The organism is Streptomyces sp. NPDC050743 (genome assembly GCF_044456925.1).
In the GTDB taxonomy this organism is placed as follows: Bacteria; Actinomycetota; Actinomycetes; order Streptomycetales; family Streptomycetaceae; genus Streptomyces.
Genome location: NZ_JBITGJ010000002.1, coordinates 1 through 24,652 on the forward strand (window position 1 = coordinate 1; position 24,652 = coordinate 24,652).

The 24,652-nt window shown below is 71.4% G+C and carries 25 protein-coding genes; 10 read left to right on the forward strand and 15 right to left on the reverse strand.

Annotated elements, in window-relative coordinates:
• Positions 1–374 precede the first annotated feature (374 nt).
• On the reverse strand, positions 375–1,025 hold the full coding sequence (locus tag ACIBJF_RS02400) for a DNA-3-methyladenine glycosylase (protein WP_399171792.1): 651 nt from the start codon (positions 1,023–1,025) through the stop codon (positions 375–377).
• A gap of 100 nt (positions 1,026–1,125) precedes the next feature.
• Between ACIBJF_RS02400 and ACIBJF_RS02405 the strand changes: the two genes are divergently transcribed.
• The 3 genes from ACIBJF_RS02405 to ACIBJF_RS02415 all read left to right on the forward strand — a co-directional run bounded on the left by ACIBJF_RS02405 (position 1,126) and on the right by ACIBJF_RS02415 (position 3,168).
• Positions 1,126–1,908 carry a sporulation protein gene (locus tag ACIBJF_RS02405; RefSeq protein ID WP_399171793.1) on the forward strand — a complete coding sequence of 261 codons (783 nt, stop codon included), beginning with the start codon at positions 1,126–1,128 and terminating at the stop codon, positions 1,906–1,908.
• Positions 1,909–1,953: 45 nt separating this feature from the next.
• On the forward strand, positions 1,954–2,493 hold the full coding sequence (locus ACIBJF_RS02410) for a YbhB/YbcL family Raf kinase inhibitor-like protein (protein WP_351801097.1): 540 nt from the start codon (positions 1,954–1,956) through the stop codon (positions 2,491–2,493).
• A 168-nt stretch (positions 2,494–2,661) separates the two neighbouring features.
• Positions 2,662–3,168 carry an HNH endonuclease gene (locus tag ACIBJF_RS02415; protein ID WP_399171794.1) on the forward strand — a complete coding sequence of 169 codons (507 nt, stop codon included), beginning with the start codon at positions 2,662–2,664 and terminating at the stop codon, positions 3,166–3,168.
• 64 nt (positions 3,169–3,232) lie between these two features.
• Here ACIBJF_RS02415 and ACIBJF_RS02420 read toward each other — a convergent pair whose 3' ends face one another.
• The 3 genes from ACIBJF_RS02420 to ACIBJF_RS02430 all read right to left on the reverse strand — a co-directional run bounded on the left by ACIBJF_RS02420 (position 3,233) and on the right by ACIBJF_RS02430 (position 5,631).
• Positions 3,233–4,201 carry an SPFH domain-containing protein gene (locus tag ACIBJF_RS02420; protein WP_356310420.1) on the reverse strand — a complete coding sequence of 323 codons (969 nt, stop codon included), beginning with the start codon at positions 4,199–4,201 and terminating at the stop codon, positions 3,233–3,235.
• 111 nt (positions 4,202–4,312) lie between these two features.
• Complete coding sequence (locus ACIBJF_RS02425; RefSeq protein WP_399171795.1) at positions 4,313–4,744, reverse strand: NfeD family protein; 432 nt, start codon at positions 4,742–4,744, stop codon at positions 4,313–4,315.
• Between the two features lie 95 nt (positions 4,745–4,839).
• On the reverse strand, positions 4,840–5,631 hold the full coding sequence (locus ACIBJF_RS02430; RefSeq protein WP_365721970.1) for an ABC transporter ATP-binding protein: 792 nt from the start codon (positions 5,629–5,631) through the stop codon (positions 4,840–4,842).
• A gap of 150 nt (positions 5,632–5,781) precedes the next feature.
• Here ACIBJF_RS02430 and ACIBJF_RS02435 point away from each other — a divergent pair, with 150 nt between their 5' ends.
• Positions 5,782–6,570 carry a hypothetical protein gene (locus ACIBJF_RS02435; RefSeq protein ID WP_399171796.1) on the forward strand — a complete coding sequence of 263 codons (789 nt, stop codon included), beginning with the start codon at positions 5,782–5,784 and terminating at the stop codon, positions 6,568–6,570.
• Positions 6,571–6,735: 165 nt separating this feature from the next.
• On the opposite strand, the gene ACIBJF_RS02440 is transcribed toward ACIBJF_RS02435, so the two are convergent.
• From ACIBJF_RS02440 to ACIBJF_RS02450, 3 genes are all read right to left on the reverse strand, one after another.
• The gene (locus ACIBJF_RS02440) at positions 6,736–6,981 is read right to left on the reverse strand and encodes a chaplin (protein WP_356310424.1); all 246 of its coding nucleotides are present in this window, start codon (positions 6,979–6,981) and stop codon (positions 6,736–6,738) included.
• Between the two features lie 172 nt (positions 6,982–7,153).
• Positions 7,154–7,795, reverse strand: a complete 642-nt coding sequence (locus ACIBJF_RS02445) for a response regulator (protein ID WP_399171797.1) — start codon at positions 7,793–7,795, stop codon at positions 7,154–7,156.
• Entirely contained in the window at positions 7,788–8,933 is a 1,146-nt protein-coding gene (locus tag ACIBJF_RS02450; protein ID WP_399171798.1) for a GAF domain-containing sensor histidine kinase, read from the reverse strand. Before ACIBJF_RS02450 ends, ACIBJF_RS02445 begins: the two co-directional genes overlap by 8 nt.
• Positions 8,934–9,160: 227 nt before the next feature.
• Between ACIBJF_RS02450 and ACIBJF_RS02455 the strand changes: the two genes are divergently transcribed.
• The 3 genes from ACIBJF_RS02455 (at position 9,161) to ACIBJF_RS02465 (ending at position 12,027) form a co-directional block, all read left to right on the forward strand.
• Entirely contained in the window at positions 9,161–9,856 is a 696-nt protein-coding gene (locus ACIBJF_RS02455; protein ID WP_399171799.1) for an SDR family NAD(P)-dependent oxidoreductase, read from the forward strand.
• Positions 9,853–10,971 carry an S-adenosylmethionine:tRNA ribosyltransferase-isomerase gene (locus tag ACIBJF_RS02460; RefSeq protein WP_399171800.1) on the forward strand — a complete coding sequence of 373 codons (1,119 nt, stop codon included), beginning with the start codon at positions 9,853–9,855 and terminating at the stop codon, positions 10,969–10,971. The genes ACIBJF_RS02455 and ACIBJF_RS02460 overlap by 4 nt, the downstream gene beginning before the upstream one ends.
• 300 nt (positions 10,972–11,271) lie before the next feature.
• Entirely contained in the window at positions 11,272–12,027 is a 756-nt protein-coding gene (locus tag ACIBJF_RS02465) for a transglycosylase SLT domain-containing protein (RefSeq protein WP_399171801.1), read from the forward strand.
• An 84-nt stretch (positions 12,028–12,111) separates the two neighbouring features.
• On the opposite strand, the gene ACIBJF_RS02470 is transcribed toward ACIBJF_RS02465, so the two are convergent.
• Positions 12,112–14,706, reverse strand: a complete 2,595-nt coding sequence (locus ACIBJF_RS02470; protein ID WP_399171802.1) for an FHA domain-containing protein — start codon at positions 14,704–14,706, stop codon at positions 12,112–12,114.
• A 242-nt stretch (positions 14,707–14,948) separates the two neighbouring features.
• On the opposite strand from ACIBJF_RS02470, the gene ACIBJF_RS02475 reads away from it, so the two are divergent.
• Together ACIBJF_RS02475 and serB are read left to right on the forward strand one after the other, a co-directional pair.
• Complete coding sequence (locus tag ACIBJF_RS02475) at positions 14,949–16,724, forward strand: streptophobe family protein (protein WP_399171803.1); 1,776 nt, start codon at positions 14,949–14,951, stop codon at positions 16,722–16,724.
• A 226-nt stretch (positions 16,725–16,950) separates the two neighbouring features.
• Entirely contained in the window at positions 16,951–18,174 is a 1,224-nt protein-coding gene (gene serB / locus ACIBJF_RS02480) for a phosphoserine phosphatase SerB (RefSeq protein ID WP_351801070.1), read from the forward strand.
• 62 nt (positions 18,175–18,236) lie between these two features.
• Here serB and ACIBJF_RS02485 read toward each other — a convergent pair whose 3' ends face one another.
• The 4 genes from ACIBJF_RS02485 to ACIBJF_RS02500 form a co-directional block, all read right to left on the reverse strand.
• Entirely contained in the window at positions 18,237–18,755 is a 519-nt protein-coding gene (locus ACIBJF_RS02485) for a SixA phosphatase family protein (RefSeq protein WP_399171804.1), read from the reverse strand.
• 78 nt (positions 18,756–18,833) lie between these two features.
• Positions 18,834–19,040, reverse strand: coding sequence for a hypothetical protein (locus tag ACIBJF_RS02490; RefSeq protein WP_351801066.1), 207 nt, complete (start codon positions 19,038–19,040; stop codon positions 18,834–18,836).
• Between the two features lie 183 nt (positions 19,041–19,223).
• Positions 19,224–19,343 carry an SGM_5486 family transporter-associated protein gene (locus ACIBJF_RS02495; protein WP_399171805.1) on the reverse strand — a complete coding sequence of 40 codons (120 nt, stop codon included), beginning with the start codon at positions 19,341–19,343 and terminating at the stop codon, positions 19,224–19,226.
• A 1,042-nt stretch (positions 19,344–20,385) separates the two neighbouring features.
• Positions 20,386–21,732, reverse strand: coding sequence for a CynX/NimT family MFS transporter (locus tag ACIBJF_RS02500; protein WP_399171806.1), 1,347 nt, complete (start codon positions 21,730–21,732; stop codon positions 20,386–20,388).
• 82 nt (positions 21,733–21,814) lie between these two features.
• Between ACIBJF_RS02500 and ACIBJF_RS02505 the strand changes: the two genes are divergently transcribed.
• Positions 21,815–22,507, forward strand: coding sequence for a FadR/GntR family transcriptional regulator (locus ACIBJF_RS02505; protein WP_399171807.1), 693 nt, complete (start codon positions 21,815–21,817; stop codon positions 22,505–22,507).
• 9 nt (positions 22,508–22,516) lie between these two features.
• Here the strand turns inward: ACIBJF_RS02505 and ACIBJF_RS02510 are convergent, their stop codons facing one another.
• The 3 genes from ACIBJF_RS02510 to fabG form a co-directional block, all read right to left on the reverse strand.
• Positions 22,517–22,867 (reverse strand): hypothetical protein, encoded by a 351-nt coding sequence (locus tag ACIBJF_RS02510; protein WP_399171809.1) that lies wholly within the window; start codon positions 22,865–22,867, stop codon positions 22,517–22,519.
• A gap of 155 nt (positions 22,868–23,022) precedes the next feature.
• Entirely contained in the window at positions 23,023–23,790 is a 768-nt protein-coding gene (gene fabI, locus ACIBJF_RS02515) for an enoyl-ACP reductase FabI (protein WP_351801056.1), read from the reverse strand.
• Between the two features lie 5 nt (positions 23,791–23,795).
• Positions 23,796–24,515 (reverse strand): 3-oxoacyl-[acyl-carrier-protein] reductase, encoded by a 720-nt coding sequence (gene fabG, locus ACIBJF_RS02520; RefSeq protein ID WP_399171810.1) that lies wholly within the window; start codon positions 24,513–24,515, stop codon positions 23,796–23,798.
• Between the last annotated feature and the right edge of the window lie 137 nt (positions 24,516–24,652).

Consider the following 24,652-nt stretch of genomic DNA (forward strand, 5'->3'; position numbering starts at 1 on the left):
TGACTTTTGGCACGCTGTTGAGTTCTCAAGGAACGGTCGCTTCCTTTGTACTCACCCTCTCGGGCTTTCCTCCGGGCGCTTCCCTTCGGTGTTTCCGACTCTATCAGATCTTCTCTCGATCCGATTCCCTGTCGGCGGGATGTCTCCGGGGTTTTCGGCTTTCGCCGTCCGCCCTTTCGACATTCACTACGTTAGCTCATTCTCTCGGCGACTCATAATCGAGTCTCCCGAGTTCGAATTCGGACGCGCGGGCGCACCAAAATCGACCCCGGCGAGGGGTTGTAGCTGAGTAGTGGGTTGGCCGCTCCGGCTGCAGGCGATCGCCGTACCCGGTTCAGCGGCTCGGGATACATTACGCACCTTCGCGGGGCGCGTCAACTTCGGCGCCGCCTCGGTACGTGTGCCCGATAGGGGCTCACCGTCGGGTCGCCCGTCACCCAGTAGCGCCAGGGGTGGATGTCGCCATCCCCGCCTTCGCCGGCGACTCCGGTGCGCGGGCCGCTTCGTACCTGGTCAGCGGCTACCGGCGCACCCGTGAGCATCCGCAGCGGGGTCTCGCCGGAGGCGCACGCGTCCGTGCCGTCCAGGGCGCGGTCGACTTCCAGGGCCGTCGCCAGGCGGGCCGGGCCCTTGGCCAGTTCCTTGTCGTTCCGGGCCGAAACCCGCCGTTTGCGGGCCAGTTCCACTCCGTCGACGACCTCGCCGGCGCGGAGCAGGACGGCGCTCGCCCGGCCCTCGGGACCGCAGACGAGGTTCATGCAGTGCCACATGCCGTAGGTGAAGTAGACGTATACGTGTCCGGGGGGACCGAACATCACCGCATTGCGGGAGGTGGGGCCACGGTAGGCGTGTGAGCCGGGGTCGTTCGGGCCGTCGTACGCCTCGACCTCGGTGAGGCGGACCGCGATCGGGCCGTCGGGTGTCGTACGCACCAGGACGCGGCCGAGGAGGTCCGGTGCCACCTCCAGGACCGGGCGGTCGAAGAACTCTCGGGGCAGTGGCGTACGGTCCGGGGGCGCGATCATGCCGTCCGAGGGTAATGCAGACGGGACACCGCGTCGGCGGAACCGGTCGGCGGCGGATCGCGTTTGTAGGGGTCGAGGGTCCTTCGTAAAGGGAGAGTCAATGGCGTTCAAGAAGCTGCTCGCGAGCCTCGGGGCCGGCGGGGCGTCGGTCGAGACGGTGCTGACCGAGGTCAATGTCGTGCCGGGCGGTGTCGTCCAGGGTGAGGTGCGGATCCAGGGCGGGTCCGTGAACCAGGACATCGAGGGGTTGTCGGTCGGTCTCCAGGCCAGGGTCGAGGTGGAGAGCGGCGACGAGGAGTACAAGCAGAACATCGAGTTCACCAAGGTGCGGCTCGGCGGCGCCTTCGAGCTGCAGGCGGGCGCCGTGCACGCGGTGCCGTTCGGTCTGGAGATCCCCTGGGAGACGCCGGTCACGATGATCGACGGTCAGGCGCTGCGCGGGATGCACATCGGGGTGACGACCGAGCTGGCGATCGCGCGGGCCGTGGACTCCGGCGACCTGGACCCGATCAACGTCCACCCGCTGCCGGCGCAGAAGGCCATCCTGGACGCCTTCATCCAGCTGGGCTTCCGCTTCAAGAACGCGGACATGGAGCGCGGCCACATCCGTGGCACGCGGCAGCGGCTGCCCTTCTACCAGGAGATCGAGTTCCACCCGCCGTCGCAGTACCGGGGCCTGAACCAGGTCGAGCTGAGCTTCGTGGCCGACGAGCGCGCGATGGACGTCGTGCTGGAGATGGACAAGAAGCCGGGTCTGTTCAGCGAGGGTTCGGACACCTACCGGTCGTTCCAGGTGGGCCTGAACGACTGGATGGGGACCGACTGGGCGGCTTATCTGAACCAGTGGCTGTCCGAGGTCGGCAGCAAGCGCAACTGGTTCTAGGCTCGGGGACTGCTGGTTCCAGATCATCGATCAGGAGGTACCGAGGTGACCGAGCTCAAGCGGCGGCCGCTCCCCCATGACTTCCATCCGCCCGTGCCGTCGTTCACGGTGACGAGCGCGGACATCGAGGAGGGTGCGACGCTGAAGAGCGCCCAGGTCCACGCGGAGGGCAACACCTCGCCGCACCTGCGGTGGGAGGGCTTCCCGCCGGAGACCAAGAGCTTCGCCGTCACGTGCTACGACCCCGACGCACCGACCGGCAGCGGCTTCTGGCACTGGGTGCTGTTCGACATCCCCGCCTCCGTGACGGAGCTGCCGGCGGGTGCGGGCGGCGGCAAGTTCGAGGGCCTGCCCGAGGGCGCGGTGCATGTGCGCAACGACTACGGGACGAAGGACTTCGGTGGCGCCGCGCCGCCGCCCGGGGACGGGCCGCACCGGTACGTCTTCACGGTGTACGCGGTGGACCAGGAGAAGCTCGGTCCGGACTCCGACGTATCTCCGGCCGTCGTCGGCTTCAATCTGCGGTTCCACACGATCGCGCGCGCCCAGCTCATCGGTGAGTACGAGAACCCCGCGCAGGGCTGAGCGCGGCGCCGTGATTCAGCCGAGCGTTCATTGAACGTTTGCCCGCCTCCGGTCTTGGAAGTGATCGGAGGCGGGCATTTTTTATTGCGTTGTCCATCTCGGCGCGCCCGTCCAGAGTTGATCCAAGCCCGCCGGGGGGTGGGCAGATGCGCACGGGAGGTGGGCTGGATGCGGGACACGCTGGTACTGAACGCGAGCTTCGAGCCGCTGTCGACGGTGACGTTGAATCGAGCCGTCGTTCTGGTGCTCCAGGACAAGGCCGTGGTCGAGCAGGCCCACCCCGAACTGCGCATGCGCGGTGCCGAGGTGGACATACCCGCGCCCCGGGTGATCAGGCTGTGCAGGTATGTACGGGTGCCGTTCCGAAGACAAGCCCCGTGGTCGAGGCGGGGCGTGCTGGTCCGGGACCGGCACCGGTGCGCGTACTGCGGGCGCAGGGCCACGACGGTGGACCATGTGGTGCCGCGGGCGCAGGGTGGGCAGGACACGTGGCTGAACACGGTTGCCGCGTGTGCGGAGGACAACCACCGGAAGGCCAACCGGACTCCCGCGGAGGCGGGTATGGCTTTGCTGAGGGAGCCGTTCGAGCCCACTCCGGCGGACGCGATGCTTTTGGCTTTGGGTGCCGAGGACTTCGAGGCTCTGCCGGACTGGTTGGCTCGGGACGCTGCCTGAGCGGTCGCCGGGTTCCTCCGGGCCCCTGAAGGGCGCGGAGGAACCCGGCGTTTCCCGGTAACCCCTAGTCGATGTTCGGCTTCTCGCGGCGCTCCGTGCCCGGGCCATTGTTCTGTGCGGGGACGTTGGCTCCGCCGTTGCCCTGGCCGCCGCCGCCCAGGGGGCCGAAGTTGCCCATGGCGCCGGAGAGGCCCTTGAGGGCGTCGCCGATTTCGCTGGGCACGATCCAGAGCTTGTTGGCGTCGCCCTCGGCGATCTTCGGGAGCATCTGCAGGTACTGGTAGGACAGGAGCTTCTGGTCCGGGTCGCCGGCATGGATGGCCTCGAAGACCGTACGCACCGCCTGGGCCTCGCCCTCGGCGCGCAGGGCGGCGGCCTTGGCCTCACCCTCGGCGCGCAGGATCTGGGACTGCTTCTCGCCCTCGGCGGTGAGGATGGCGGCCTGTCGCGTACCTTCGGCGGTGAGGATCGCGGCGCGCTTGTCACGGTCGGCGCGCATCTGCTTCTCCATCGAGTCCTGGATGGAGGTGGGCGGTTCGATGGCCTTCAGTTCGACGCGGTTGACGCGGATGCCCCATTTGCCCGTCGCCTCGTCGAGGACGCCGCGCAGTGCGGCGTTGATCTCCTCGCGGGAGGTCAGGGTGCGTTCGAGGTCCATGCCGCCGATGATGTTGCGGAGTGTGGTGACCGTCAGCTGCTCGATGGCCTGGATGTAGCTGGCGACCTCGTAGGTGGCCGCGCGGGCGTCCGTCACCTGGTAGTAGATGACCGTGTCGATGTTGACGACCAGGTTGTCCTGGGTGATCACCGGCTGCGGCGGGAAGGGTACGACCTGTTCGCGCAGGTCGATGCGGTTGCGGATGGTGTCGATGAACGGGACCACGATGTTCAGGCCCGCGTTCAGGGTGCGTGTGTAGCGGCCGAAGCGCTCGACGATGGCGGCGCTGGCCTGCGGGATGACCTGGATGGTCTTGATCAGGGCGATGAAGACCAACACCACCAGAATGACCAGGACGATGATGACCGGTTCCATCGTGTTCCCCGTACCCCTCTCCGCCTCGGCGCCTTCGGCAGATCTCGTGGTTGTAGAAGATCTTGCTGGTCGAGTCTGACAGACCATTGCCCAACTCGTGGGCATGATGCCTCAGATGACGATGGCGGTGGCCCCCTCGATGTCCACGACGTCCACCTCTTGGCCCACTTCGTAGGCGCGGCCGGTGTCGAGGGCGCGGGCCGACCAGACCTCCCCGGCGAGCTTGATGCGTCCGCCGGAGCCGTCGACGCGCTCCAGGACGACCGCTTGTTTGCCCTTCAGGGCGTCGACGCCGGTGGCGAGTCCGGGGAGTTGTCTGCTGTGCCGGGCCGCGATGGGGCGGACGACGGCGATGAGTGCGACGGAGACGACGACGAAGGCGAGGACCTGGATCACGGTGTCGAAGCCGAGTCCGGCGACGACCGCGGCCGCCACGGCTCCCACCGCGAGCATGCCGAACTCCGGCATGGCGGTGACCACGAGCGGGATTCCGAGCGCCGCCGCGCCGACGAGCCACCACACCCATGCGCCGATGTCGTTCACACGGTCATGGTAGGGCCAGGGTCGGGCGGCGGACAGGGCGCAAAAGGAGGCGGGACGGGCCCGGGAAGACCTGACGGAAGGTCACGGGCGAAGGGTCAGGACAGGGGCAGGCCCTGGGCCGTCCAGCGGTCGCCGACCTGCTCGACGACGAGCGGCAGACCGAAGCAGAGGGAGAGGTTGCGGGAGGTCAGTTCCAGCTCGATCGGGCCGGCGGCGAGGACCTTGCCCTGGCGGATCATCAGGACGTGGGTGAAGCCGGGGGCGATCTCCTCGACGTGGTGCGTCACCATGATCATCGAGGGGGCGACGGGGTCGCGGGCGAGCCGGCCGAGGCGGCGGACCAGGTCCTCGCGGCCACCGAGGTCGAGGCCGGCGGCGGGCTCGTCCAGCAGGAGCAGCTCGGGGTCGGTCATCAGGGCGCGGGCGATCAGGGTGCGCTTGCGCTCGCCCTCGGAGAGGGTGCCGAAGCGGCGGTCGAGGTAGTCGCTCATGCCGAGGCGGTCGAGGAAGGCGCGGGCGCGCTGCTCGTCGACCTCGTCGTACTCCTCCTGCCAGTGGGCGGTCATGCCGTAGGCGGCCGTGAGCACCGTCTCCAGGACCGTCTGGCGCTTGGGGAGCTTCTCGGCCATGGCGATGCCGGCCACGCCGATGCGGGGGCGCAGCTCGAAGACGTCGACCTTGCCGAGGGTGTCGCCGAGGATGGTGGCGGTGCCCTTGCTGGGGAAGAGGTAGCTGGAGGCGACGTTCAGGAGGGTGGTCTTGCCGGCGCCGTTGGGTCCGAGGATGACCCAGCGCTCGCCCTCCTTCACCGACCAGGAGACCTGGTCCACCAGAGCCCGGCCCTCGCGGACCACGGATACGTCCTGAAGCTCCAGAACATCGCTCATGAGCGCGTTGTCTCCCCTTGCAGTGTGGCCGGTCGCGGCTGTCGCGTACGCCTGTGGCTCGGTCCGCCGCGCCTGTGGGCGCAGCCCTTATGAAATCTACGCCACGAGTGCCCCGCTCCATTCCATCGGTCCGGTCCTTAGGGTGGGGGCATGCTCACGGAACCGCGTTCAGGACGCCTTGCCGCTTGGGGAAATGCCCTTTTGGCCGGACTTGTCTCTCCGGATGACGCCGCGCTCGCCATTGTGGGCGAAGACACCGTGCACCGGGTGGAGGGGCTGCCCGGGGAGTCCGCGCAGGTCGGGCTCACGCTCGCGCTGGGGCGGCTGCGGACGCTGGGGGCGACCGGGCTGCGGGTCGCGCTGCCGGCGCCGGGGCATCCGCTGGGGCTGAGCGGTCCGCCCGAGTTCAATGCGCGGGCGCTGGAGGCCGAGGAGGCGGTGGTCTGCCACGGCGCCGCGTTCGGGCTGGTCCCGGACGTCTACGAGGCCGGGCCGGAGGGTGATGTGCATGCCGAGGTGGTCTGGCATGTGCTGCCCGTGCGGGAGGCGCCGCCCGCCGACGTGCCGTCGCTGGGCGAGGCCGAGCGGGAGCTGGCGGAGGCGCTGCGGGAGGCGACCGAGGTGCTGTCGAAGCTGGACGTCGCCGGGTCGGGTCCGGTGGCCGAGGCGGCGATCGACGCGTACCGGGCGCGGGCCGAGCGGGGGCGGGAGGTGCTGGCGCCGGGGTATCCGCCGCGTGCGGTACGGGTGCTGGAGCTGGCGCAGCGGGTCGCGCTGCTGGTGTCGCTGGCGTACGGCGACGGACACGGGGGTGCGGTCAGTTCCAGCGAGATGGCGGCGCGCGCTGAGGCGTTGCGGCCGGTGGAGCGGACGGCGCGGCGGGCGCAGGTGGCGGCGTACAACTCGATCGTGGAGGAGCGGGAGCGGGGAGTCCGGTAACCGGATGGTGGGGGCCGATCGCACCGGCTCGGGGCGCGAGGCCGTATCGGTACCGCCCGCGTGGATGCGGTTCCGCTCGCGTGGATGCGCCTCCCGAGTGGACGGCAAACGACATGAGGCCTCCCGGTGGGCACCGGGAGGCCTGTGGTCGGTGTCGGCCGGAGCTCAGTGGTTGAGGCCGAGGTTGCCGAAGGCCGGGTTCAGCACGCCGATGACGCTCACGCTGTTGCCGACCGCGTTCACCGGGACGTGCACCGGGACCTGGACGACGTTGCCCGAACCGACGCCCGGGGAGCCGTGGGCCTCGCCGCCGGCCCAGCTGCCGGTCGTGGCGGAGGCCATGCCCGCACCGGCGGCCACGAGGCCACCGGCCACCATCGTCACGGCGGCTACCTTCTTCAGGTTCTTCACTTTCCAACCCCTCCTAGGCGGTCACCGCGGCGGTTCGCCGCGGCACGCACTGGAGAACGGCGGAGATCGCCGGAGGATGCGCCATCCGGGTGACATTCCCACGACGGTATGAATCTCAGTCCGGAGCGGAGCCCTCCGTATTGCCGGGGCGCCCCGGCGCGCACGGCGCGTTTCAGCCGGTCACTCCGTGCCGTACGGCCCACAGCGCGGCCTGGGTGCGGTCCGCGAGGTCGAGCTTCATCAGGATGTTGGAGACATGCGTCTTGACGGTCTTCTCGGACAGGACGAGGGCGCGGGCGATCTCCCGGTTGGAGCGGCCGTCCGCGATCAGGCCGAGCACCTCGCGCTCCCGGTCCGTGAGAGAACCGCCTCTGCTCTGGCCGGAGTTAGCCTCCTCCTGGGAGAGCAGGGCGACGGCGACCTCCGGCTGGAGCAGGATGTGGCCGGCGTGCACGGAGCGGATGGCGCCGGCCAGGGCGTCGGGGTCCACGTCCTTGTAGACGTAACCGGCGGCGCCCGCACGCAGGGCCGGTACGACCGTGCGCTGCTCGGTGAAGCTGGTGACGATGAGCACGCGCGCGGGGTTGTCGAGTTCGCGCAGCCGGCGCAGGGCCTCGACGCCGTCCATGCCCGGCATCTTGACGTCCATCAGGACGACGTCCGGACGCAGTTCCTCGGCGCGGGCGACTCCCTCGGCGCCGTCGGCGGCCTCGCCGACGACCTCGATGTCGTCCTGCACCTCCAGGAAGGTGCGCAGGCCCCGGCGGACGACCTGGTGGTCGTCGACGAGCAGCACCCTGATCGCGTCAGCCACCGGGGACCTCCATCTCGATCGTGGTGCCCTTGCCGGACACCGACTCCACGGTCAGCGTGCCGCCGACCCCGCTCGCGCGGTCCCGCATCGAGACCAGGCCCAGATGCCGTCCGGCGCGCCGGACCGCCTTCGGGTCGAAGCCGCTGCCGTCGTCGGTGACGCGCAGCACTGCTCCGCAGCCGCGCCGCTGGACGCTGACGTCGACGTGTGCGGCGCCGGAGTGGCGCAGGGCGTTGTGCAGGGCTTCCTGGGCGACCCTGAGCAGGGCTTCCTCCTGGGCGGCGGGCAGGGCGCGGAAGCCGTTGCTGGTGAAGGTCACGCGCGCGGTGTGGGCGCGGTCGAGGACCTGGGTCTGGGTGCGCAGGGTGGCGATCAGGCCGTCCTCGTCCAGGGCGGCGGGGCGCAACTCCACGACGGCGGCGCGCAGTTCGTCGGCGGCCTCGGCGGCGAGCGCGGCGACCTGGTGGAGTTCGCCCTTGGCGCGGGCGGGGTCGCGGTCGACGAGGGCCGCCGCGGCCTGGGCGGTCAGGCGCAGGGAGAAGAGCTTCTGGCTGACCGCGTCGTGCAGTTCGTGGGCGAGGCGGGAGCGTTCCTCGGCGATGGTGAGTTCGCGGCTGCGCTCGTAGAGCCGGGCGTTGGTGAGGGCGATGGCGGCGTGCTGGGCGAGGATGGCGAGCAGTTCCTCGTCCTCCTCGGTGAAGCCGCAGGTCCCGTCCCGCCTGGGACAGTTCTTGTTCGCCAGGAAGAGGGCTCCGATGACCTCGTCGCCGTCGCGGATGGGCAGGCCGAGGAAGTCGGCCAGGTCCGGGTGCGCGGCCGGCCAGCCCTCGAAGCGGGGGTCCTTGCGCACGTCGGCGAGGCGCTCGGCCTTCGCCTCGCGCAGCATCGAGGCGAGGATGCCGTGCTGGCGGGGGAGCGGGCCGATGGCGCGCCACTGCTCGTCGCTGACGCCGTCGACGACGAACTGGGCGAAGCCGCCGTGGTCGTCGGGTACGCCGAGGGCGGCGTACTGGGCGTCGAGAAGCTCGCGGGCGGAGGCGACGATCGTCTTGAGCACGTCGCGCACCTCCAGATGCCTGCTCATGGCCAGCAGCGCGGAACTGACCGCTGTGAGGCCGGACCGGGGGCGGTGACTCATGTCCTCACGGTACCGGCGGGGTGTGACAAGCGGATCGGACCTGGGGCGGCGGGGCCCGGTCCGCTGGTCCTAGGGCGGCCGGTGTAGGTCCCGGGGCCCCGGACGCGCGGTGTACGCCGAAGGGCCCCCGCGGTTTGCGGCCCGCGTCCGACGCGGCCGGGCCGGTGCCGTTCCTAGGTTGTGGGTCACCGCCTGGTGGAGGCGGTGATGACGAGGGGACGGTAGTCATGCCGGTGGCGATCATCACGGGGGCCTCGAAGGGCCTGGGACGGGCGCTCGCAGCGGCGCTGGCCGCGCGGGGCTGGGATCTGGTGCTGGACGCCCGGGGCGCCGAGGTTCTCAAGGAGGCCGCGGAGAGCGTCGCCGGGCACGGCACGCGCGTGGAGGCGCTGGCGGGGGACGTGACGGATGCCGGGCACCGGGCCGCGCTGGTGGCGGCCGCGCGCCGGCTGGGCGGGGTCGACCTGCTGGTCGGCAATGCGAGCGCGCTGGGTGCCGAGCCGCTGGTGCGGCTGGCCGAGCTGCCCTTGGAGGGACTGCGGCGGGCACTGGAGGTGAACGTGGTGGCCGCGCTGGGCCTGGTCCAGGAGGCACTGCCACTGCTGCGCAAGTCGCCGGCCGGGACGGTGGTCGCGGTCAGCTCGGACGCGGCGGCCGAGGCGTACGAGACCTGGGGCGGCTACGGCGCCTCGAAGGCGGCCCTGGACCAGCTGGCGGCGGTGCTGAGTGTGGAGGAACCCGGCCTGCGGGTGTGGGCGGTGGATCCCGGGGACATGGCGACGGACCTGTACGCGGCGGCCGTACCGGGCGACGACGATCCGCGTCCGGCGCCGGACACGGTCGTACCGGCCTTCCTGCGGCTGCTGGACGAGCGGCCGGCCAGCGGGCGGTACGCGGCGCCGGCGCTGCTGGAGCGGCGATGAGCACCGGCATGGGGGTCCCCCCGCTCGAGCGAAGTCGAGAGTGGGAGAGGGTACCGGAGGGGCTGTCCGCGCGCGTGCCCGCCGAGCAGCGCGGTCCGGGGCTGGGCCGGGACGCCGTACGGCTGCTGGTGTCGCGCGGTACCAAGGTGACGCATCACGCCTTCGCGGAGCTGCCGCTGCTGCTGCGGGCGGGGGACCTGCTGGTGGTGAACACCTCGCCGACGCTGGCCGCGGCGGTGGACGGGCGGATCGGGGACGCGCGCGTGGTGGTGCATTTCTCCACGCGCGGGGACGACGGCCGGTGGGCGGTCGAGCTGCGGGAACCGGACGGGCGGGGTACCACGCGCGCGCGTACGGGCACGCGCGCGTATATGGAGGTGATGCTGCCGGGGGCGGGGCGGCTGGTGCTGCAGGAGCCGCTCAGCCCGCGCGGGGAGCGGCTGTGGTGGGCCCGGGCGGACGGGGACGTCCTCGGGCTGCTGGGCACGCACGGGCGGCCCATTCGCTACTCCTATACAGAGCGGGACCAGCCGCTGTCCGCGTACCAGACGGTGTTCGCGCTGCCGTCGCAGGACGGGGCGGGCAGCGCGGAAATGCCGAGTGCGGCGCGCCCCTTCACCGCGGCCCTGGTGGCGGAGCTGGTGAGCCGGGGTGTGCAGTTCGCGCCGATCACGCTGCACACGGGGGTGGCGTCCGCAGAGGCGCACGAGCCGCCGTATCCGGAGCGGTTCGCGGTGGCGGAGGCGTCGGCGCGGTTGATCAACGACGCGAGGACGGGCGGTCGACGGGTGATCGCCGTCGGTACGACCGCCGTGCGGGCCGTGGAGTCGGCGGCCGGGCCGGACGGGGTGGTGCGGGCGGCGGAGGGGTGGACGGACCTGGTCGTGACGCCCGAGCGCGGGGTGCGGGTGGTGGACGGGCTGCTGACCGGGCTGCACGAGCCGGAGGCCTCGCACCTGCGGATGCTGGAGGCGGTCGGGGGGCGGGCCGCGGTCGACCGGGCCTACGAGGAGGCGCTCAGCGGGCTCTACCTGTGGCACGAGTTCGGCGACGTGCATCTCATCCTCCCGGTGGAGCACCCTCACACAATGCGTTGCGACGGCAACTCTTGGTGAAACGGCCACCTCTCCGATGTGAGCCCGCGCATAGGGCCCAGATCACGTACGACCGGGCATAGGAGATAAACCATCCCTACATGAACGGGACAGACGGCGCCGTCTGTCCCGTTTTGGCCTTCCGTGATCCACTAAGGCGCATCGTACGTCACACCTTTGCCTGGGAATTTTGCGCCAGCTAAGAATTGCTTCCGTCGCTCAGCGCCGTGGGTCACCGGCCCGCGGCGTTCGTGTGGGAGGAGCAGATTCCCCCGGCGGACGCAGGAGCGACCTCCGCGCTATCGAAGAGGTCCATCAGCCATGCCCAAGAACATCCTCAACCGTGCTCATAGTGCCCTGACCAAGCAGCACAAGCTCGCCATCGCCGGTGTCGCCGCTCTCGGCACCGCCGCCATCGCCGCCTCGGCCGTCCCGAGCAGCGCCGACACCGTCACCACCGGCGCCCCGGCCACGACCGCCCAGGTCGCCGCGGGCACGACGCTGAAGAACGTCAAGGGCACGGTCACCGACCAGCTCGCCCCCGAGACGGTCAAGCTCGACACGCTCGCCGCGAAGAAGAAGGCCGCCGACGAGGCCGCCGCCGCCAAGCAGCGCGCCGAGGCCGCGAAGAAGGCCGCCGCGCAGAAGGCCGCCGCCGACGCCGCCAAGAAGGCCGCGCAGGCCCGCGCCGAAAAGGAGGCCGCGAGCCGCTCCACCCAGCGGGTCGACCTCCAGCCGGTCGCCGCGAAGACGTACGCCAACAACCTCGACGGCTGGATCCGTCAGGCCCTGGACATCATGAAGCAGCGCGGCATCCCCGGCTCCTACAGCGGTGTGCACCGCAACATCATGCGTGAGTCCTCGGGCAACCCGATGGCCATCAACAACTGGGACATCAACGCCATCAACGGCATCCCGTCCAAGGGTCTGCTCCAGGTCATCGACCCGACCTTCCGCGCGTACCACGTGCCCGGCACGTCGTGGAACATCTACGACCCGGTCGCCAACATCACGGCCGCCTGCAACTACGCGGCCCACCGGTACGGCTCGATGGACAACGTCAACAGCGCGTACTGAGGGCCGGCGCGGACCTCGTACACGTGACGCCGAAGGGCGGCACCCCATCGCGGGGTGCCGCCCTTCGGCGTCGTACGGGCACGGTTACTTGCGCATGACCTCCGGTTCGTGGCGGCGCAGGAAGCGTGCCACGAAGAAGCCGCAGACCACGCCGAGCACGATCAGCGCGACCATGGCCAGCGTCCAGGCCCCGGCCGTGTGGTTCCACAGCGGGTCCGTGCTGGTCGGGTCGTCGGTGTTCGGGGCGATGTTGTTGAAGTCCAGCGTGGCGCCTGCCGCGGCCACCGCCCAGCGCGACGGCATCAGGTACGAGAACTCGTTCACGCCGAGCGTGCCGTGCAGGGTGAAGAGGCAGCCGGTGAAGACGACCTGGATGATCGCGAACATCACGAGCAGCGGCATGGTCTTCTCGGCGGTCTTCACCAGCGAGGAGATCACCAGGCCGACCATCATCGAGGTGAAGCCGAGCGCCATGATCGGCACGCACAGCTCGAACAGCGTGGAGCCGCCGAGCACGACACCCTGGTCCGGGATCTCACGGCTGGAGAAGCCGATCACACCGACCATCAGGCCCTGCAGCACCGTGACGGCGCCGAGGACGACCACCTTCGACATCAGGTACGCCGACCGGGACAGGCCGGTCGCGCGCTCCCGCTCGTAGATCACCCGTTCCTTGATCAGCTCACGGACGGAGTTCGCGGCGCCCGCGAAGCACGCGCCGACGGCGAGGATCAGCAGCACGGTGGTGGCCGTGCCGTTGGGGATGTGCGTGCCGGTCCTCGGGTTGACCGCCGCGTTGACCAGCAGGCCCCGCTTGTGGTCGATCAGCAGGCTGACCGCGCCGAGCACCGCCGGCAGGATCACCGTCAGCGCCAGGAAACCCTTGTCGGACACGATGACCGACGCATAGCGCCGGATCAGGGTCATCAGCTGCGAGCCCCAGCTCTGCGGCTTGGGCGGCTTCATGGCCTGCGGCGGAGGCATGTGTACGGCCTGCGGGGCGACCGAGTCCACGTCCGCGGCGTACATCTGGTAGTGCTGCGAGCCCTTCCAGCGGCCCGCCCAGTCGTAGTCGCGGTAGTTCTCGAAGGCGGAGAAGACGTCGGCCCAGCTGTCGTAGCCGAAGAAGTTCAGCGCCTCCTCCGGCGGGCCGAAGTAGGCGACCGCACCGCCCGGCGCCATCACCAGCAGCTTGTCGCACAGCGCCAGCTCGGCCACCGAGTGGGTCACCACGAGGACCGTACGGCCGTCGTCGGCGAGGCCGCGCAGCAGTTGCATGACGTCGCGGTCCATGCCCGGGTCGAGACCCGAGGTCGGCTCGTCCAGGAAGATCAGCGACGGCTTGGTGAGCAGCTCCAGGGCCACCGAGACACGCTTGCGCTGGCCGCCGGAGAGGGAGGTGACCTTCTTGTCCTTGTGGATGTCGAGCTTGAGCTCGCGCAGCACCTCGTCGATGCGGGCGTCGCGCTCCTGGGCCGTGGTGTCGGCCGGGAAGCGCAGCTTGGCCGCGTACTTCAGGGCCTTCCTGACGCTCAGCTCCTTGTGCAGGATGTCGTCCTGCGGGACCAGGCCGATGCGCTGCCGCAGCTCGGCGAACTGCTTGTACAGGTTGCGGTTGTCGTACAGGACCTCGCCCTGGTTGGCGGGCCGGTAGCCGGTGAGCGCCTTGAGCAGGGTCGACTTGCCGGAGCCGGACGGGCCGATGACCGCGATCAGGGACTTCTCCGGGACGCCGAAGGAGACGTCCTTCAGGATCTGCTTGCCGCCGTCGACCGTGACGGTCAGATGGCGCGCGGAGAAGGAGACCTCACCGGTGTCGACGAACTCCTCGAGCCGGTCGCCGACGATCCGGAAGGTGGAGTGGCCGACGCCGACGATGTCGGCCGGGCCCAGCTGCACCGAGCCGCCCTTGGGGATCGGCTGGCCGTTGACGTAGGTGCCGTTGTGCGAGCCGAGGTCGCGGATCTCCAGCCGGCCGTCGGGCGTGGCGTGGAACTCGGCGTGGTGCCGGGAGACCTGCAGGTCGGAGACGACCAGGTCGTTCTCCAGGGCACGGCCGATGCGCATCACCCGGCCGACGGCGAACTGGTGGAACGTGGTCGGGCTGCGGTCGCCGTAGACCGGCGGCGCCCCCGCGGCACCACCGGGCGTCTTCTGCGCGTACTGCTCCGCGGGCCCCGCCTGCTGCTGCGGGAACGCGGGCGCCTGCTGCGGCCAGCCCTGCTGCGGCTGCTGCGCGGGCGCCTGGTGCGGTACGGCCTGCTGCGGGGCCGGTGCCTGCTGGGCCTGCGGCTGTGCGGCCTGCGGAGAGGCGGGTGCCTGCTGGGCCCAGCCCGGCGCCCCGGCGCCCTGCGCCGCGTACGGCGCCGGCTGCTGCCGGCCGACCGCGGCGCCCGACAGGTTCAGCCGCGGTCCGTCCGTCGCGTTGCCGAGGTGCAGCGACGCGCCCGGCCCGATCTCCATCTGCTGGATCCGCCGGCCCTGCACGAACGTGCCGTTGGTGCTGCCATGGTCCTCGATGACCCAACTGCGGCCGTTGAAGCTGACCGTGGCGTGCCGCCAGGACACCCTGGCGTCGTCGAAGACGATGTCACCCTGCGGATCGCGGCCGAGGGTATAGGGCCTGGACGGGTCCAGCGTCCAGGTCCGTCCGTTTGATTCCAGTACGAGTTCCGGCACTCCATGCCCCACTGAGTTGTCCCCCGAATTACCCCCATCACAGGGAGTCTAGGGATGTCGAACATCGGGGGGAACTATTTCAGGCTCGGCCCGCTGACCGAAACCCGGGCCTTGTCGACGGGCGCCCGCGCACGCTTCAACTCGCCCCGTTGACGGGGTTGAATCCGGGCCGGAGAGTGGTAATCCCGGCGTGGGGGGACAAGCGCGGCTCCAGTGCCGCGCCGCGGATCGGGGGGTCTGCCATGAGGTCTGCCACAAACGCCGAGACCGCGCCGCGCGCCACGACGGTGCCCTGGACGGACGTCCTGCTGTCCGCGATCGCCGCGGTGAGCTGGGCGTTGATCGGGATGGCGGGGACGGCCGCGCTCGGCCTGCACCTTCTGCGAGCGGACACGGCAGGCTCACTTGGCCCCATGACAGCGGCCGTTGTGGCCCTCGGGGCGGGTGGGTCGGTCACGCCGTCGGGCGATGTGTCCGCGTTCGGTCTGAAGGGCGCCGAGGCCCACACCGCCATCGAGATCACGCCACTCGGGGTGAGCCTGGCCGGTGCCCTGCTGCTGTCGTGGTTCTTCCTGCGGTCCTTGCGCACGGCCGGAGTTGTGGTCGCGCCCGCCGAACTCCTCGCCCGCGCGGGCACGGTGGTCGCTCTCTTCGTCGCACTGCTGGGCGGTCTCGCCTGGGCGGGGCACGACGTGGTCACCATCGACGGCGGCTCGCTCGGGCTGGACCGGCTGCCGGGCACGGGCGGCAAGGGAGGCGGCGGGCTGAGCATCCCCGGCCTCGGCGACGTGAGCGGACTGCTGCCGAACCGGATCGGCGACCTCGTCCACGCCAAGGCCGCGGTCGGCTTCACCGTGGACACGTCGGCCACGCTGCTCGGCGGCGCACTCTGGTGTGCCGGCGTCCTGCTGATCGCCCTGCTCGCTTCCCGGCGCGCTCCCCTGCCACCGGGCTGGTCCGTCGTGCACCGGGCGGTACGGCCGGCGGTCTCGGCGCTCGTCACCGTGCTGCTGGTGGCCGTGGCGGCGGGGCTCGCGGCGGCGGCGTACGCGGCGATCGGCGACGACCACCCCGGGCGCATCGCCGGCGCGGCCCTGCTCGGCGCGCCGAACGGGATCTGGCTCGGCCTGCCCCTCGGTCTCCTGGTCCCCTGGGACGGCCACGCCACCGGTGTCCTCGGCAGGTCCCTGCCCCACCCGCTGGACCGGCTGCTGTCCGCGCACACCGAGCAGCCGGTGACGCTGGGCCGACTGGCCGACCTGGACCACCGGGTGTGGCTGCTGGCCCTGGCCGCGGCACTGGCGATGCTGCTGGCCGGCGTCCTGACGGCGGTCCGCACACCGGTGGTGCGGCAGGCCGACAGCGCTCTCGGTTTCGCCGCCCGGTGCGGACTGCGCCTCGCCATCACGACCGCGCTCGCCCTCCCCCTGCTCGCCTGGCTGACGTCCGTGTCGCTGACCGCCTCCCTGTCCGTACTCGGCCTCGACGCCTTCGGCGCGGGCCTCGACCTGCACGGCCACCTCGGCCTCGCCCTGCTGCTCGGCGCGGCGTGGGGCGCGGGCGCCGGGGTGATCGGCTCCCTGACGGCTTGGGCGACCGGGGCGGCGGGGGGACGGGCGGCTCGGGCGGCTTCGGGGGTGCGGGGGAACGGGGGGAGCTCGGGGTACGACGGGGACGGAGGTGCCGGAGGTGCCGGAGGTCTCGGGCCGTACGCGCCGAGCACGCCGTTCCGGCCGCCGAACCCGGACACGAATCCCTATCTGCGGGTGCCGCGGGACCTCCAGGTGCCACAGGACCTGCGCGAGGAGCCGCGGGACGCCGGGCCCGCCGCCGGGGACGACGTGTACGGCGCCCCGACCATCGCCCGGCCGCTCGACGCCGCTCCCCCGCCGCCCCGGCGCCGTCCCCCGGCGCGGCGAGGTGACCGTCCTCAGGGGTCGGACGGCACCGAATGGCCACCGCCGCCCCCTCCGCCGCCGCCCCCGGCACCGCCCGGGAAGCCCAAGCGCCGCGGGTGAGTCGGCGGGGGACTGTGCACCACGCGCGTTCGGTGCGACTCTCCCGCCCATGCCCGTCGGGGCATCTCATGGCACAGTCGTGGTGGGACCGGGGGCCGCCGTGTGCGGGCGGGCGGTGACTCCCGGTGGCAAGATCCCTGACACCGGCGCGACATCCATTGTTCCGTGTCCGTCAGTCGGACCTCGACGGCGGACGGCACTGGGTGCCGGATACGGTGGTGACACCATGAGCGCTTCGCAGACCTCCGCTGAACAGACCCCCGAGGTCCCCACCCTCCTCGTCAAGATCTTCGGCAAGGACCGGCCCGGCATCACGGCGGGCCTCTTCGACACCCTCGCCGCCTACGTCGTCGACGTGGTCGACATCGAGCAGGTCGTCACCCGGGGCCGCCTGGTGCTGTGCGCGCTGGTGACGCAGCCGCCGGCCGGCCTGGAGGGCGACCTCAGGGCCACCGTGCACAGCTGGGCCGAGTCGATGAAGATGCAGGCGGAGATCATCTCCGGGCACGGGGACAACCGGCCGCGCGGCCTCGGACGTTCGCTGGTGACCGTGCTCGGCCATCCGCTGACCGCCGAGTCGACGGCCGCCATCGCCGACCGGATCGCGAAGGCCGGCGGCAACATCGACCGTATCTTCCGGCTCGCCAAGTATCCGGTGACGGCAGTGGAGTTCGCGGTCTCCGGCGTGGAGACCGAGCCGCTGCGCACGGCCCTGGTCACGGACGCGGCGGCACTGGGTGTCGACGTCGCGGTCGTCGCGGCGGGCCTGCACCGGCGTGCTCAGCGCCTGGTGGTCATGGACGTGGACTCCACGCTGATCCAGGACGAGGTCATCGAGCTGTTCGCGGCGCACGCCGGCTGCGAGGACAAGGTCGCCGAGGTCACGGCCGCGGCGATGCGCGGGGAACTGGACTTCGAGCAGTCGCTGCACGCGCGCGTGGCGCTGCTGAAGGGGCTGGACGCCTCCGTGGTGGAGAAGGTCCGCAACGAGGTCCGGCTGACGCCGGGCGCCCGCACCCTGATCCGTACGCTGAAGCGGCTCGGCTACCAGGTCGGGGTCGTCTCTGGTGGCTTCACCCAGGTCACGGACGATCTGAAGGAACGGCTGGGCCTGGACTTCGCGCAGGCCAACACGCTGGAGATCGTCGACGGCAAGCTCACCGGCCGGGTCACCGGCGAGATCGTGGACCGCGCGGGCAAGGCGCGGCTGCTGCGCCGGTTCGCCGCGGAGGCGGGGGTGCCGCTGTCGCAGACGGTGGCGATCGGCGACGGCGCGAACGACCTGGACATGCTGAACGCGGCCGGTCTGGGCGTCGCCTTCAACGCCAAACCGGTGGTCCGCCAGGCGGCGCACACGGCGGTGAACTTCCCCTTCCTCGACACGGTCCTGTATCTGCTGGGCGTCACCCGCGAAGAGGTCGAGGCGGCCGACACGCACGACGAGGGCTGAACCGGCCCGATGCGCAGGGGCCCGGCACCGCGGAGGTACCGGGCCCCTGCGCACGGGTGGGATCACTCGGCGGGCGCCCAGTAGTCCCTGAGGGTGGCCACGCCCGGCTCCAGGCTCTTCCAGGGGCCGTCGAAGGACAGCAGCGCGAAACCGGCGGCCGGGAAACCGCGGCGGTCCATCCGGTCGCGGGCGTCGCCCTCGGCCGTGCCGGACAGGATCTCGGCCAGGCCGTGGACGCCTGGGTTGTGGCCGATCAGGATCAGGTTCCGCACGTCGTCCGGAGTCTCGTTCAGCACGGCGATCAGTTCGCCGGGCGAGGCCTCGTAGACCCGCTCCTCGTAGACGGTCTTCGGCCGGTGCGCCAGCTCGTGGACGGCGAGCTTCCAGGTCTCGCGGGTCCGGTTGGCGGTGGAGCACAGGGCCAGGTCGAAGGTGATACCGGTGTCGGCCAGTTTGCGTCCGGCCACCGCGGCGTCCTTGCGGCCCCGCTCGGCGAGCGGGCGCTCATGATCGGACACCTGGGGCCAGTCGGCTTTCGCATGCCGGAGGAGGACGATACTGCGAGGTTCTGCGGCGCTCATGGGACCCAGCTTCGCATGAAACAGGCCATGCGGCGCAGGGAGTTGACATGCGGATTCACCGCGTACGAAGGCCGCTGGTCAGCGCATGAGGAGTTGGTGGGCGCGCTCGAAGAGGTGAGTGATCGCCGGGTCGCCGCTCGCGGCGTGCGCGTCCGACGGGTTCAGTATCAGCGTCAGCAGCGCGATGAAGGCGAGTGCGGGGAGGGCGAGGGCCCACCAGGGCAGCCGGATGTCGACGCCGCCCGTGGTCGCCGGGTGGGGCCGGGAGTGGGTGCGGGCCGACATGATCGCCTCCGTGGGTCTTCGAGCGGGTCCGTGACCGTGCCGTGCGGTCACATCTCGAAGCTACGGAATCCGGGGCGGCCAACCCATCCGGACTTCCACCCAGTTGACCCTGACCCTTTCCCCCTAGGGGATGGTGGAGCTAGCCCCACCATCCGCCGTGGGACGCGGGCCGGGACGCCGTCGTCACGGGGAGGCGAGGGTCGCGATGACGGCGATGATCAGGAAGATGGCGAAGAACGAGCCGAAGACGATCAGCATCTTCTTCTGGCCGTTCTTCGGGTTCGGGTCGAGCACAGGCTGCATGCGCCCAGTCTCGCACCCTCCGCTCCGCGGGGGTCGATCGGGGGCGGCCAGTGGCCTCGCGGGGACCACCGGGCGCGGGCCATCTCGCACGTACGCCCGCGCCGGGAGCGAGCCGACCGATCGCGCGTTCGCCGGCTCGGACCCGCCACGAGCGGGCACCGCCTCCCTCACCGACCCGCCGGTGCGGGCCGGACCGTCCCACCCCGGTCCACGGACGACCGACGGAGCCATCCACACGGGCACGCCCCGGCCACCCTCCGCGGGGCTCGGCGCGTCGCCCGCCTGGTCTTGGCCGAGGGCGGGCAGCGCGTGGCCTCTCCGGTCATGGCCGGGGCCAGCGCAATCGCCCCACCGATCGCGGCCGGGGGCCAGCGCATCTCCCCACCGATCATGGCCGGGGCCAGCGCATCGCCCCTCCGATCGCGGGGCGCCGGTGCACAGTCGGCGGGCAGTACCTCGCGCCCTCCAGCCCAAGCCGACACGCTCGGCGCGTCACCCGCCCGGTCCTGGCCGGGGGCAGGCAGCGCATCGCCCCTCCGATCATGGCCGGGGCCAGCGCATCGCCCCTCCGATCGCGGGGCGCCGGTGCACAGTCGGCGGGCAATGCCTCGCGCCCTCCAGCCCAAGCCGACACGCTCGGCGCGTCACCCCCCTGGCCTTGGCCGGGGCCAGTGCGACACACCCTCCAGCCCAAGCCGACGCGCTCGGCGCGTCACCCCCGGCGCAGCCCCCGAGCAGCGCCGACCAGCACATCGCCCCCTCCGGCCCAGCGGGAAAGGCAGCGCCGATCGACGCCTCGCGCCCTCCCACGCCAGCGGACAAGCCGGCGCCACGAGCCCCCACCCCAGCGACACGCTCAGCGCATCACGCCCTCCGGCCCCAGACCAGTCCGATCGGTGCATCGCGCTCCAGCCCCAGCGGTCAAGCCGGCGCCACGAGCCCTCCGCCCCCCACCCACCACGCCCAGCACTTCACCCCCGCCGGCCGAGACCGGGCCGCTCAGCGCATCGCGCCCCCGCGTCCCGGTGTCCCGTCCCCCGGGTCAGCGTGCCGTCGCCTCGTCCTCCACCGTGCGGTCGCGGCCCGCCAGGAAGCCCACCGCCATCTGCGGCAGCATCAGGCCCGTCATGAGGGCGATCGGCAGGCCCCAGCCGCCGCTGTGCTGGTAGAGCACGCCGACCAGCAGCGGGCCGGGGATGGAGATCAGATAGCCGGTGCTCTGCGCGAACGCGGACAGCTGGACCACGCCCGGACCGCTCCGGGCCCGCATGCCGACCATCGTCAGGGCCAGCGGGAAGGCGCAGTTGGAGACGCCGAGCAGCAGCGCCCAGGCCCAGGCGCCCGCGGCCGGCGCGAAGTACAGGCCCGCGTATCCGGCGAGCCCGCACACGCCCAGGACCAGCGCGATCGGCCCCTGGTGGGGCAGCCGGGTGGCGACCCGCGGGATGACGAAGGCCAACGGCACGCCCATCACCATGGTGACGGCGAGCAGCACGCCCGCGGTGCCGGCCGGCACGCCGGCGTCGCGGAAGATCTGCGGCATCCAGCCCATCGTGATGTAGGCGGCGGTGGCCTGGAGGCCGAAGAAGACGGCGAGCGCCCAGGCGGTACGGCTGCGGGTGATGCGCAGCGGCGCCTGCTGTGCGGCCGCCGCCCCCACCTGCTGTGCCTCCGCGCGCTCGTGCTGCCCACCCCGCGCGGTCCCGGCGTCGCCGCCGCGGTCCCGGAGGAGCGGCAGCCAGGGCAGCACGGCGGCGCCCGCCAGGGCGGCCCACACGGCGAGGCCGGACTGCCAGCTGCCGCCGAGGGCGTCGGTCAGGGGCACGGTCACCGCGGCGGCGAGGGACGTGCCGAGGGCGAGGGCCATCGAGTAGAGGCCGGTCATGGAGCCGACCCGGTCGGGGAACCAGCGCTTGACGATGACCGGCATGAGCACGTTGCTGAGGGCGATGCCCATCAGGGCGAGGGCGCTCGCGGCCAGGAATCCGGCCGTGCTGCCGAGATACGGCCGGATCAGCAGGCCGGCGGTGATGGCGGCCATGCCGGCGCACACCACGGCGGCCGGACCGAAGCGGCGGGCCAGTCGCGGTGCGGTGATACCGAAGACCGCGAAGCAGAGCGGGGGCACGGAGGTGAGCACGCCAGCCACGCTGCCGCTCATGCCGAGCCCGTCGCGGACCTCTTCCAGGAGCGCGCCGAGGCTCGTGATGGCCGGGCGGAGGTTCAGCGCGGACAGGACGATGCCGACGACGACCAGGCGGGTCGCCCACGCGCGCGTGCGGTCGGCGCCAGGGGTCGTCTCGGGGGTGTTCGTCGTGGCGGCCGTACCGCGTTCGGTCGGTGACATCACCGTACGGGTCTCCACTGTCCGGGTTTCCTCACGTGCCATGAGGCTCATCATAGAATCATGGGATGATTGGTTGTCCATCCCCGCGGCGCTCCCGCCCGGGCCTCGCGTGCGAAGGTGTGCCATGCCCCTGAGCCACCCGCGCCGTTCCGCGCTGTCCGAGCAGGTCATCGCCGAACTGCGCAACCAGATCACCTCCGGCGAGTGGCCGGTCGGCTCGCGCATCCCGACGGAGCCGGAGCTGGTCGAGCAACTCGGCGTCGCCCGCAACACCGTCCGCGAGGCGGTCCGCGCGCTCGCCCACAACGGTCTGCTGGACATCCGGCAGGGCTCGGGCACGTATGTGGTGGCGACGAGCGAGCTGGCCGGTGTGATGCACCGCCGGTTCTCCGACGCCGATCCCCGGCACATCGCCGAACTGCGCGCCGCGCTGGAGTCGGCCGCGGCGAAGCTGGCCGCCGAGCGGCGCACCGAGAAGGACCTCAAGCAGCTGGACGCGCTGCTGGGCCGGCGCGAGGTGGCCTGGGAGACCGGCGAGGCGGAGGCCTTCGTGTCCGCCGACGCCACCTTCCACCTGGCCGTCGTGGCCGCCTCGCACAACGACGTGATCACCGCGATGTACGCCGATCTGGGCGAGGTGCTGCGGGACTGGCTGCGCGCGGACGTGGGCGCGGAGCTGACTCCGGAGACGTACATGGATCACGCGCGCCTGGTGGACGCGATCCGCGCCGGGGACGCGGAGGCGGCGGCCGCCGAGGCCGCGAGCTATCCGTTCCTGTGTCGGCCGGGCCGGTTCGGCGCTCCTGCCGGCGACTGATCCAGCCGTTCAGTGCACGTTCTGGTGGCTTATCCAGACCGTGCGGACTTCCTTCCAGCACCGGCCGGTCAGCCGAACGGTCATCGCGGGTCCGGTGTCCACCGGTGCGCTGTCGGTGTCGATGTCCCACCAGGGGGCGCACTCGATGTGCAGACGCACGCGATCGGTGTCGACATAGGGATTGTGGCAGTAGGCCACCACGTGGGAGCCGTGGACGGTCGTACGGCAGGAGGCCCCGAAGAAGCTCGGCGCGGGAGGCTTTCCGTCGTCCACGCGCGCGTAGGGCATCGCGTCGTACGGCAGTGAGAGCACGAGGGCCACGGCCACGGTCAGCGGGGCCAGGCTTCGGGACAGGCGCACAACGGGACCTCCTCGGCCGGGCTGGGGAGGGACGCGCGAGGTGAACGCTCAATCCAGGGTGAGCCGTCCGGGCCATGGGGCGCCCGGCAGGTGGGCCGAACGGGTGACGCCCCGCTCCCCGCGCGCTGCGGGGAACGGGGCGTCGGGTACGAGGATCAGGCGCCGATGGCGTGCAGACCGCCGTCGACGTGGATGATCTCGCCGGTGGTCTTCGGGAACCAGTCGCTCAGCAGGGCGACGATGCCCTTGCCGGCCGGCTCCGGGTCCTTCAGGTCCCACTCCAGCGGGGCACGGGTGTCCCACACGGAGGCCAGCTCGCTGAAGCCCGGGATGGACTTGGCGGCCATGGAGCCGATCGGGCCCGCGGAGATGAGGTTGCAGCGGATGTTCTGCTTGCCCAGGTCGCGGGCGATGTAGCGGCTGGTGGCCTCCAGCGCGGCCTTGGCCGGGCCCATCCAGTCGTACTGCGGCCAGGCGTACTGCGCGTCGAAGGTCAGGCCGACGACCGAGCCGCCGTTCTGCATCAGCGGCAGGCAGGCCATGGTGAGCGACTTCAGGGAGTACGCCGAGACGTGCATGGCGGTGGCCACGGACTCGAAGGGCGTGTTGAGGAAGTTGCCGCCGAGCGCGTCCTGCGGCGCGAAGCCGATGGAGTGCACGACGCCGTCGAGGCCGCCCAGCTCCTCGCCGACGACGTCGGCCAGCCGGCCCATGTGCTCGTCGTTGGTGACGTCCAGCTCGATGACCTTGGTGGGCTTCGGCAGCTTCTTGGCGATGCGCTCGGTCAGCGTGGGCCGCGGGAACGCCGTCAGGATGATCTCCGCGCCCTGCTCCTGGGCCAGCTTGGCCGCGTGGAAGGCGATGGAGGACTCCATCAGCACGCCGGTGATCAGGACGCGCTTGCCCTCGAGGATTCCGCTCATGGTGATCAGTGACCCATTCCCAGTCCGCCGTCAACGGGGATGACGGCTCCAGTGATGTACGAGGCGTCGTCCGAGGCGAGGAACCGCACCGTCGCGGCGATCTCCTCCGGCTGCGCGTAACGGCCGAGCGGCACCTGCGACACGATGTTCTGGCGCTGCTCGTCGGTGAGCACCTTGGTCATGTCGGTGTCGACGAAACCGGGCGCGACGACGTTGAAGGTGATGTTGCGCGAGCCCAGCTCACGGGCGAGGGAGCGCGCGAAGCCGACCAGGGCGGCCTTGGAGGCGGCGTAGTTCGCCTGGCCCGCGGAGCCGAGCAGGCCGACCACGGACGAGATCAGGATGACGCGGCCCTTCTTGGCGCGCAGCATGCCGCGGTTCGCGCGCTTGACGACGCGGAAGGTGCCGGTGAGGTTGGTGTCGATGACCGAGGTGAAGTCCTCCTCGGACATGCGCATCAGGAGCTGGTCCTTGGTCACGCCGGCGTTGGCGATCAGTATCTCGACGGGACCGTGCTGGTCCTCGATCTCCTTGTAGGCCTGCTCCACCTGCTCCTGGTCGGTGATGTCGCACTTGACGGCCAGGCAGCCCAAGTCCGTCAGGGCGGCCGGCGGCTCACCCGAGCGGTATGTGATCGCGACCTTGTCGCCGGCGTCGGCGAACGCGCGGGCGATGGCGAGGCCGATGCCCCGGTTTCCTCCGGTGACGAGAACCGAGCGGCTCAACGGATCACCCTTTCGATAGCGGTCTGCAGATGTCGGACAACCCGCCCGGACACCTGGTGACAGGCGGCTTCATCGGAAACCTATCGGTACGGCCGGGTCCGCGGGCAATCGGGCACCGACAGTGGCGGGCGGGAGTC

What these genes read in the sequence shown, in the direction of transcription:
- ACIBJF_RS02400 (WP_399171792.1), bottom strand. Translation starts at nt 1,025, where the DNA reads ATGATCGCGCCCCCGGACCGTACGCCACTGCCCCGAGAGTTCTTCGAC.
- ACIBJF_RS02405 (WP_399171793.1), top strand. Translation starts at nt 1,126, where the DNA reads ATGGCGTTCAAGAAGCTGCTCGCGAGCCTCGGGGCCGGCGGGGCGTCG.
- ACIBJF_RS02415 (WP_399171794.1), top strand. Translation starts at nt 2,662, where the DNA reads ATGCGGGACACGCTGGTACTGAACGCGAGCTTCGAGCCGCTGTCGACG.
- ACIBJF_RS02420 (WP_356310420.1), bottom strand. Translation starts at nt 4,201, where the DNA reads ATGGAACCGGTCATCATCGTCCTGGTCATTCTGGTGGTGTTGGTCTTC.
- ACIBJF_RS02430 (WP_365721970.1), bottom strand. Translation starts at nt 5,631, where the DNA reads ATGAGCGATGTTCTGGAGCTTCAGGACGTATCCGTGGTCCGCGAGGGC.
- ACIBJF_RS02435 (WP_399171796.1), top strand. Translation starts at nt 5,782, where the DNA reads ATGCTCACGGAACCGCGTTCAGGACGCCTTGCCGCTTGGGGAAATGCC.
- ACIBJF_RS02450 (WP_399171798.1), bottom strand. Translation starts at nt 8,933, where the DNA reads ATGAGTCACCGCCCCCGGTCCGGCCTCACAGCGGTCAGTTCCGCGCTG.
- ACIBJF_RS02455 (WP_399171799.1), top strand. Translation starts at nt 9,161, where the DNA reads ATGCCGGTGGCGATCATCACGGGGGCCTCGAAGGGCCTGGGACGGGCG.
- ACIBJF_RS02460 (WP_399171800.1), top strand. Translation starts at nt 9,853, where the DNA reads ATGAGCACCGGCATGGGGGTCCCCCCGCTCGAGCGAAGTCGAGAGTGG.
- ACIBJF_RS02465 (WP_399171801.1), top strand. Translation starts at nt 11,272, where the DNA reads ATGCCCAAGAACATCCTCAACCGTGCTCATAGTGCCCTGACCAAGCAG.
- ACIBJF_RS02475 (WP_399171803.1), top strand. Translation starts at nt 14,949, where the DNA reads ATGAGGTCTGCCACAAACGCCGAGACCGCGCCGCGCGCCACGACGGTG.
- serB (WP_351801070.1), top strand. Translation starts at nt 16,951, where the DNA reads ATGAGCGCTTCGCAGACCTCCGCTGAACAGACCCCCGAGGTCCCCACC.
- ACIBJF_RS02485 (WP_399171804.1), bottom strand. Translation starts at nt 18,755, where the DNA reads ATGAGCGCCGCAGAACCTCGCAGTATCGTCCTCCTCCGGCATGCGAAA.
- ACIBJF_RS02490 (WP_351801066.1), bottom strand. Translation starts at nt 19,040, where the DNA reads ATGTCGGCCCGCACCCACTCCCGGCCCCACCCGGCGACCACGGGCGGC.
- ACIBJF_RS02495 (WP_399171805.1), bottom strand. Translation starts at nt 19,343, where the DNA reads ATGCAGCCTGTGCTCGACCCGAACCCGAAGAACGGCCAGAAGAAGATG.
- ACIBJF_RS02500 (WP_399171806.1), bottom strand. Translation starts at nt 21,732, where the DNA reads ATGGCACGTGAGGAAACCCGGACAGTGGAGACCCGTACGGTGATGTCA.
- ACIBJF_RS02505 (WP_399171807.1), top strand. Translation starts at nt 21,815, where the DNA reads ATGCCCCTGAGCCACCCGCGCCGTTCCGCGCTGTCCGAGCAGGTCATC.
- fabI (WP_351801056.1), bottom strand. Translation starts at nt 23,790, where the DNA reads ATGAGCGGAATCCTCGAGGGCAAGCGCGTCCTGATCACCGGCGTGCTG.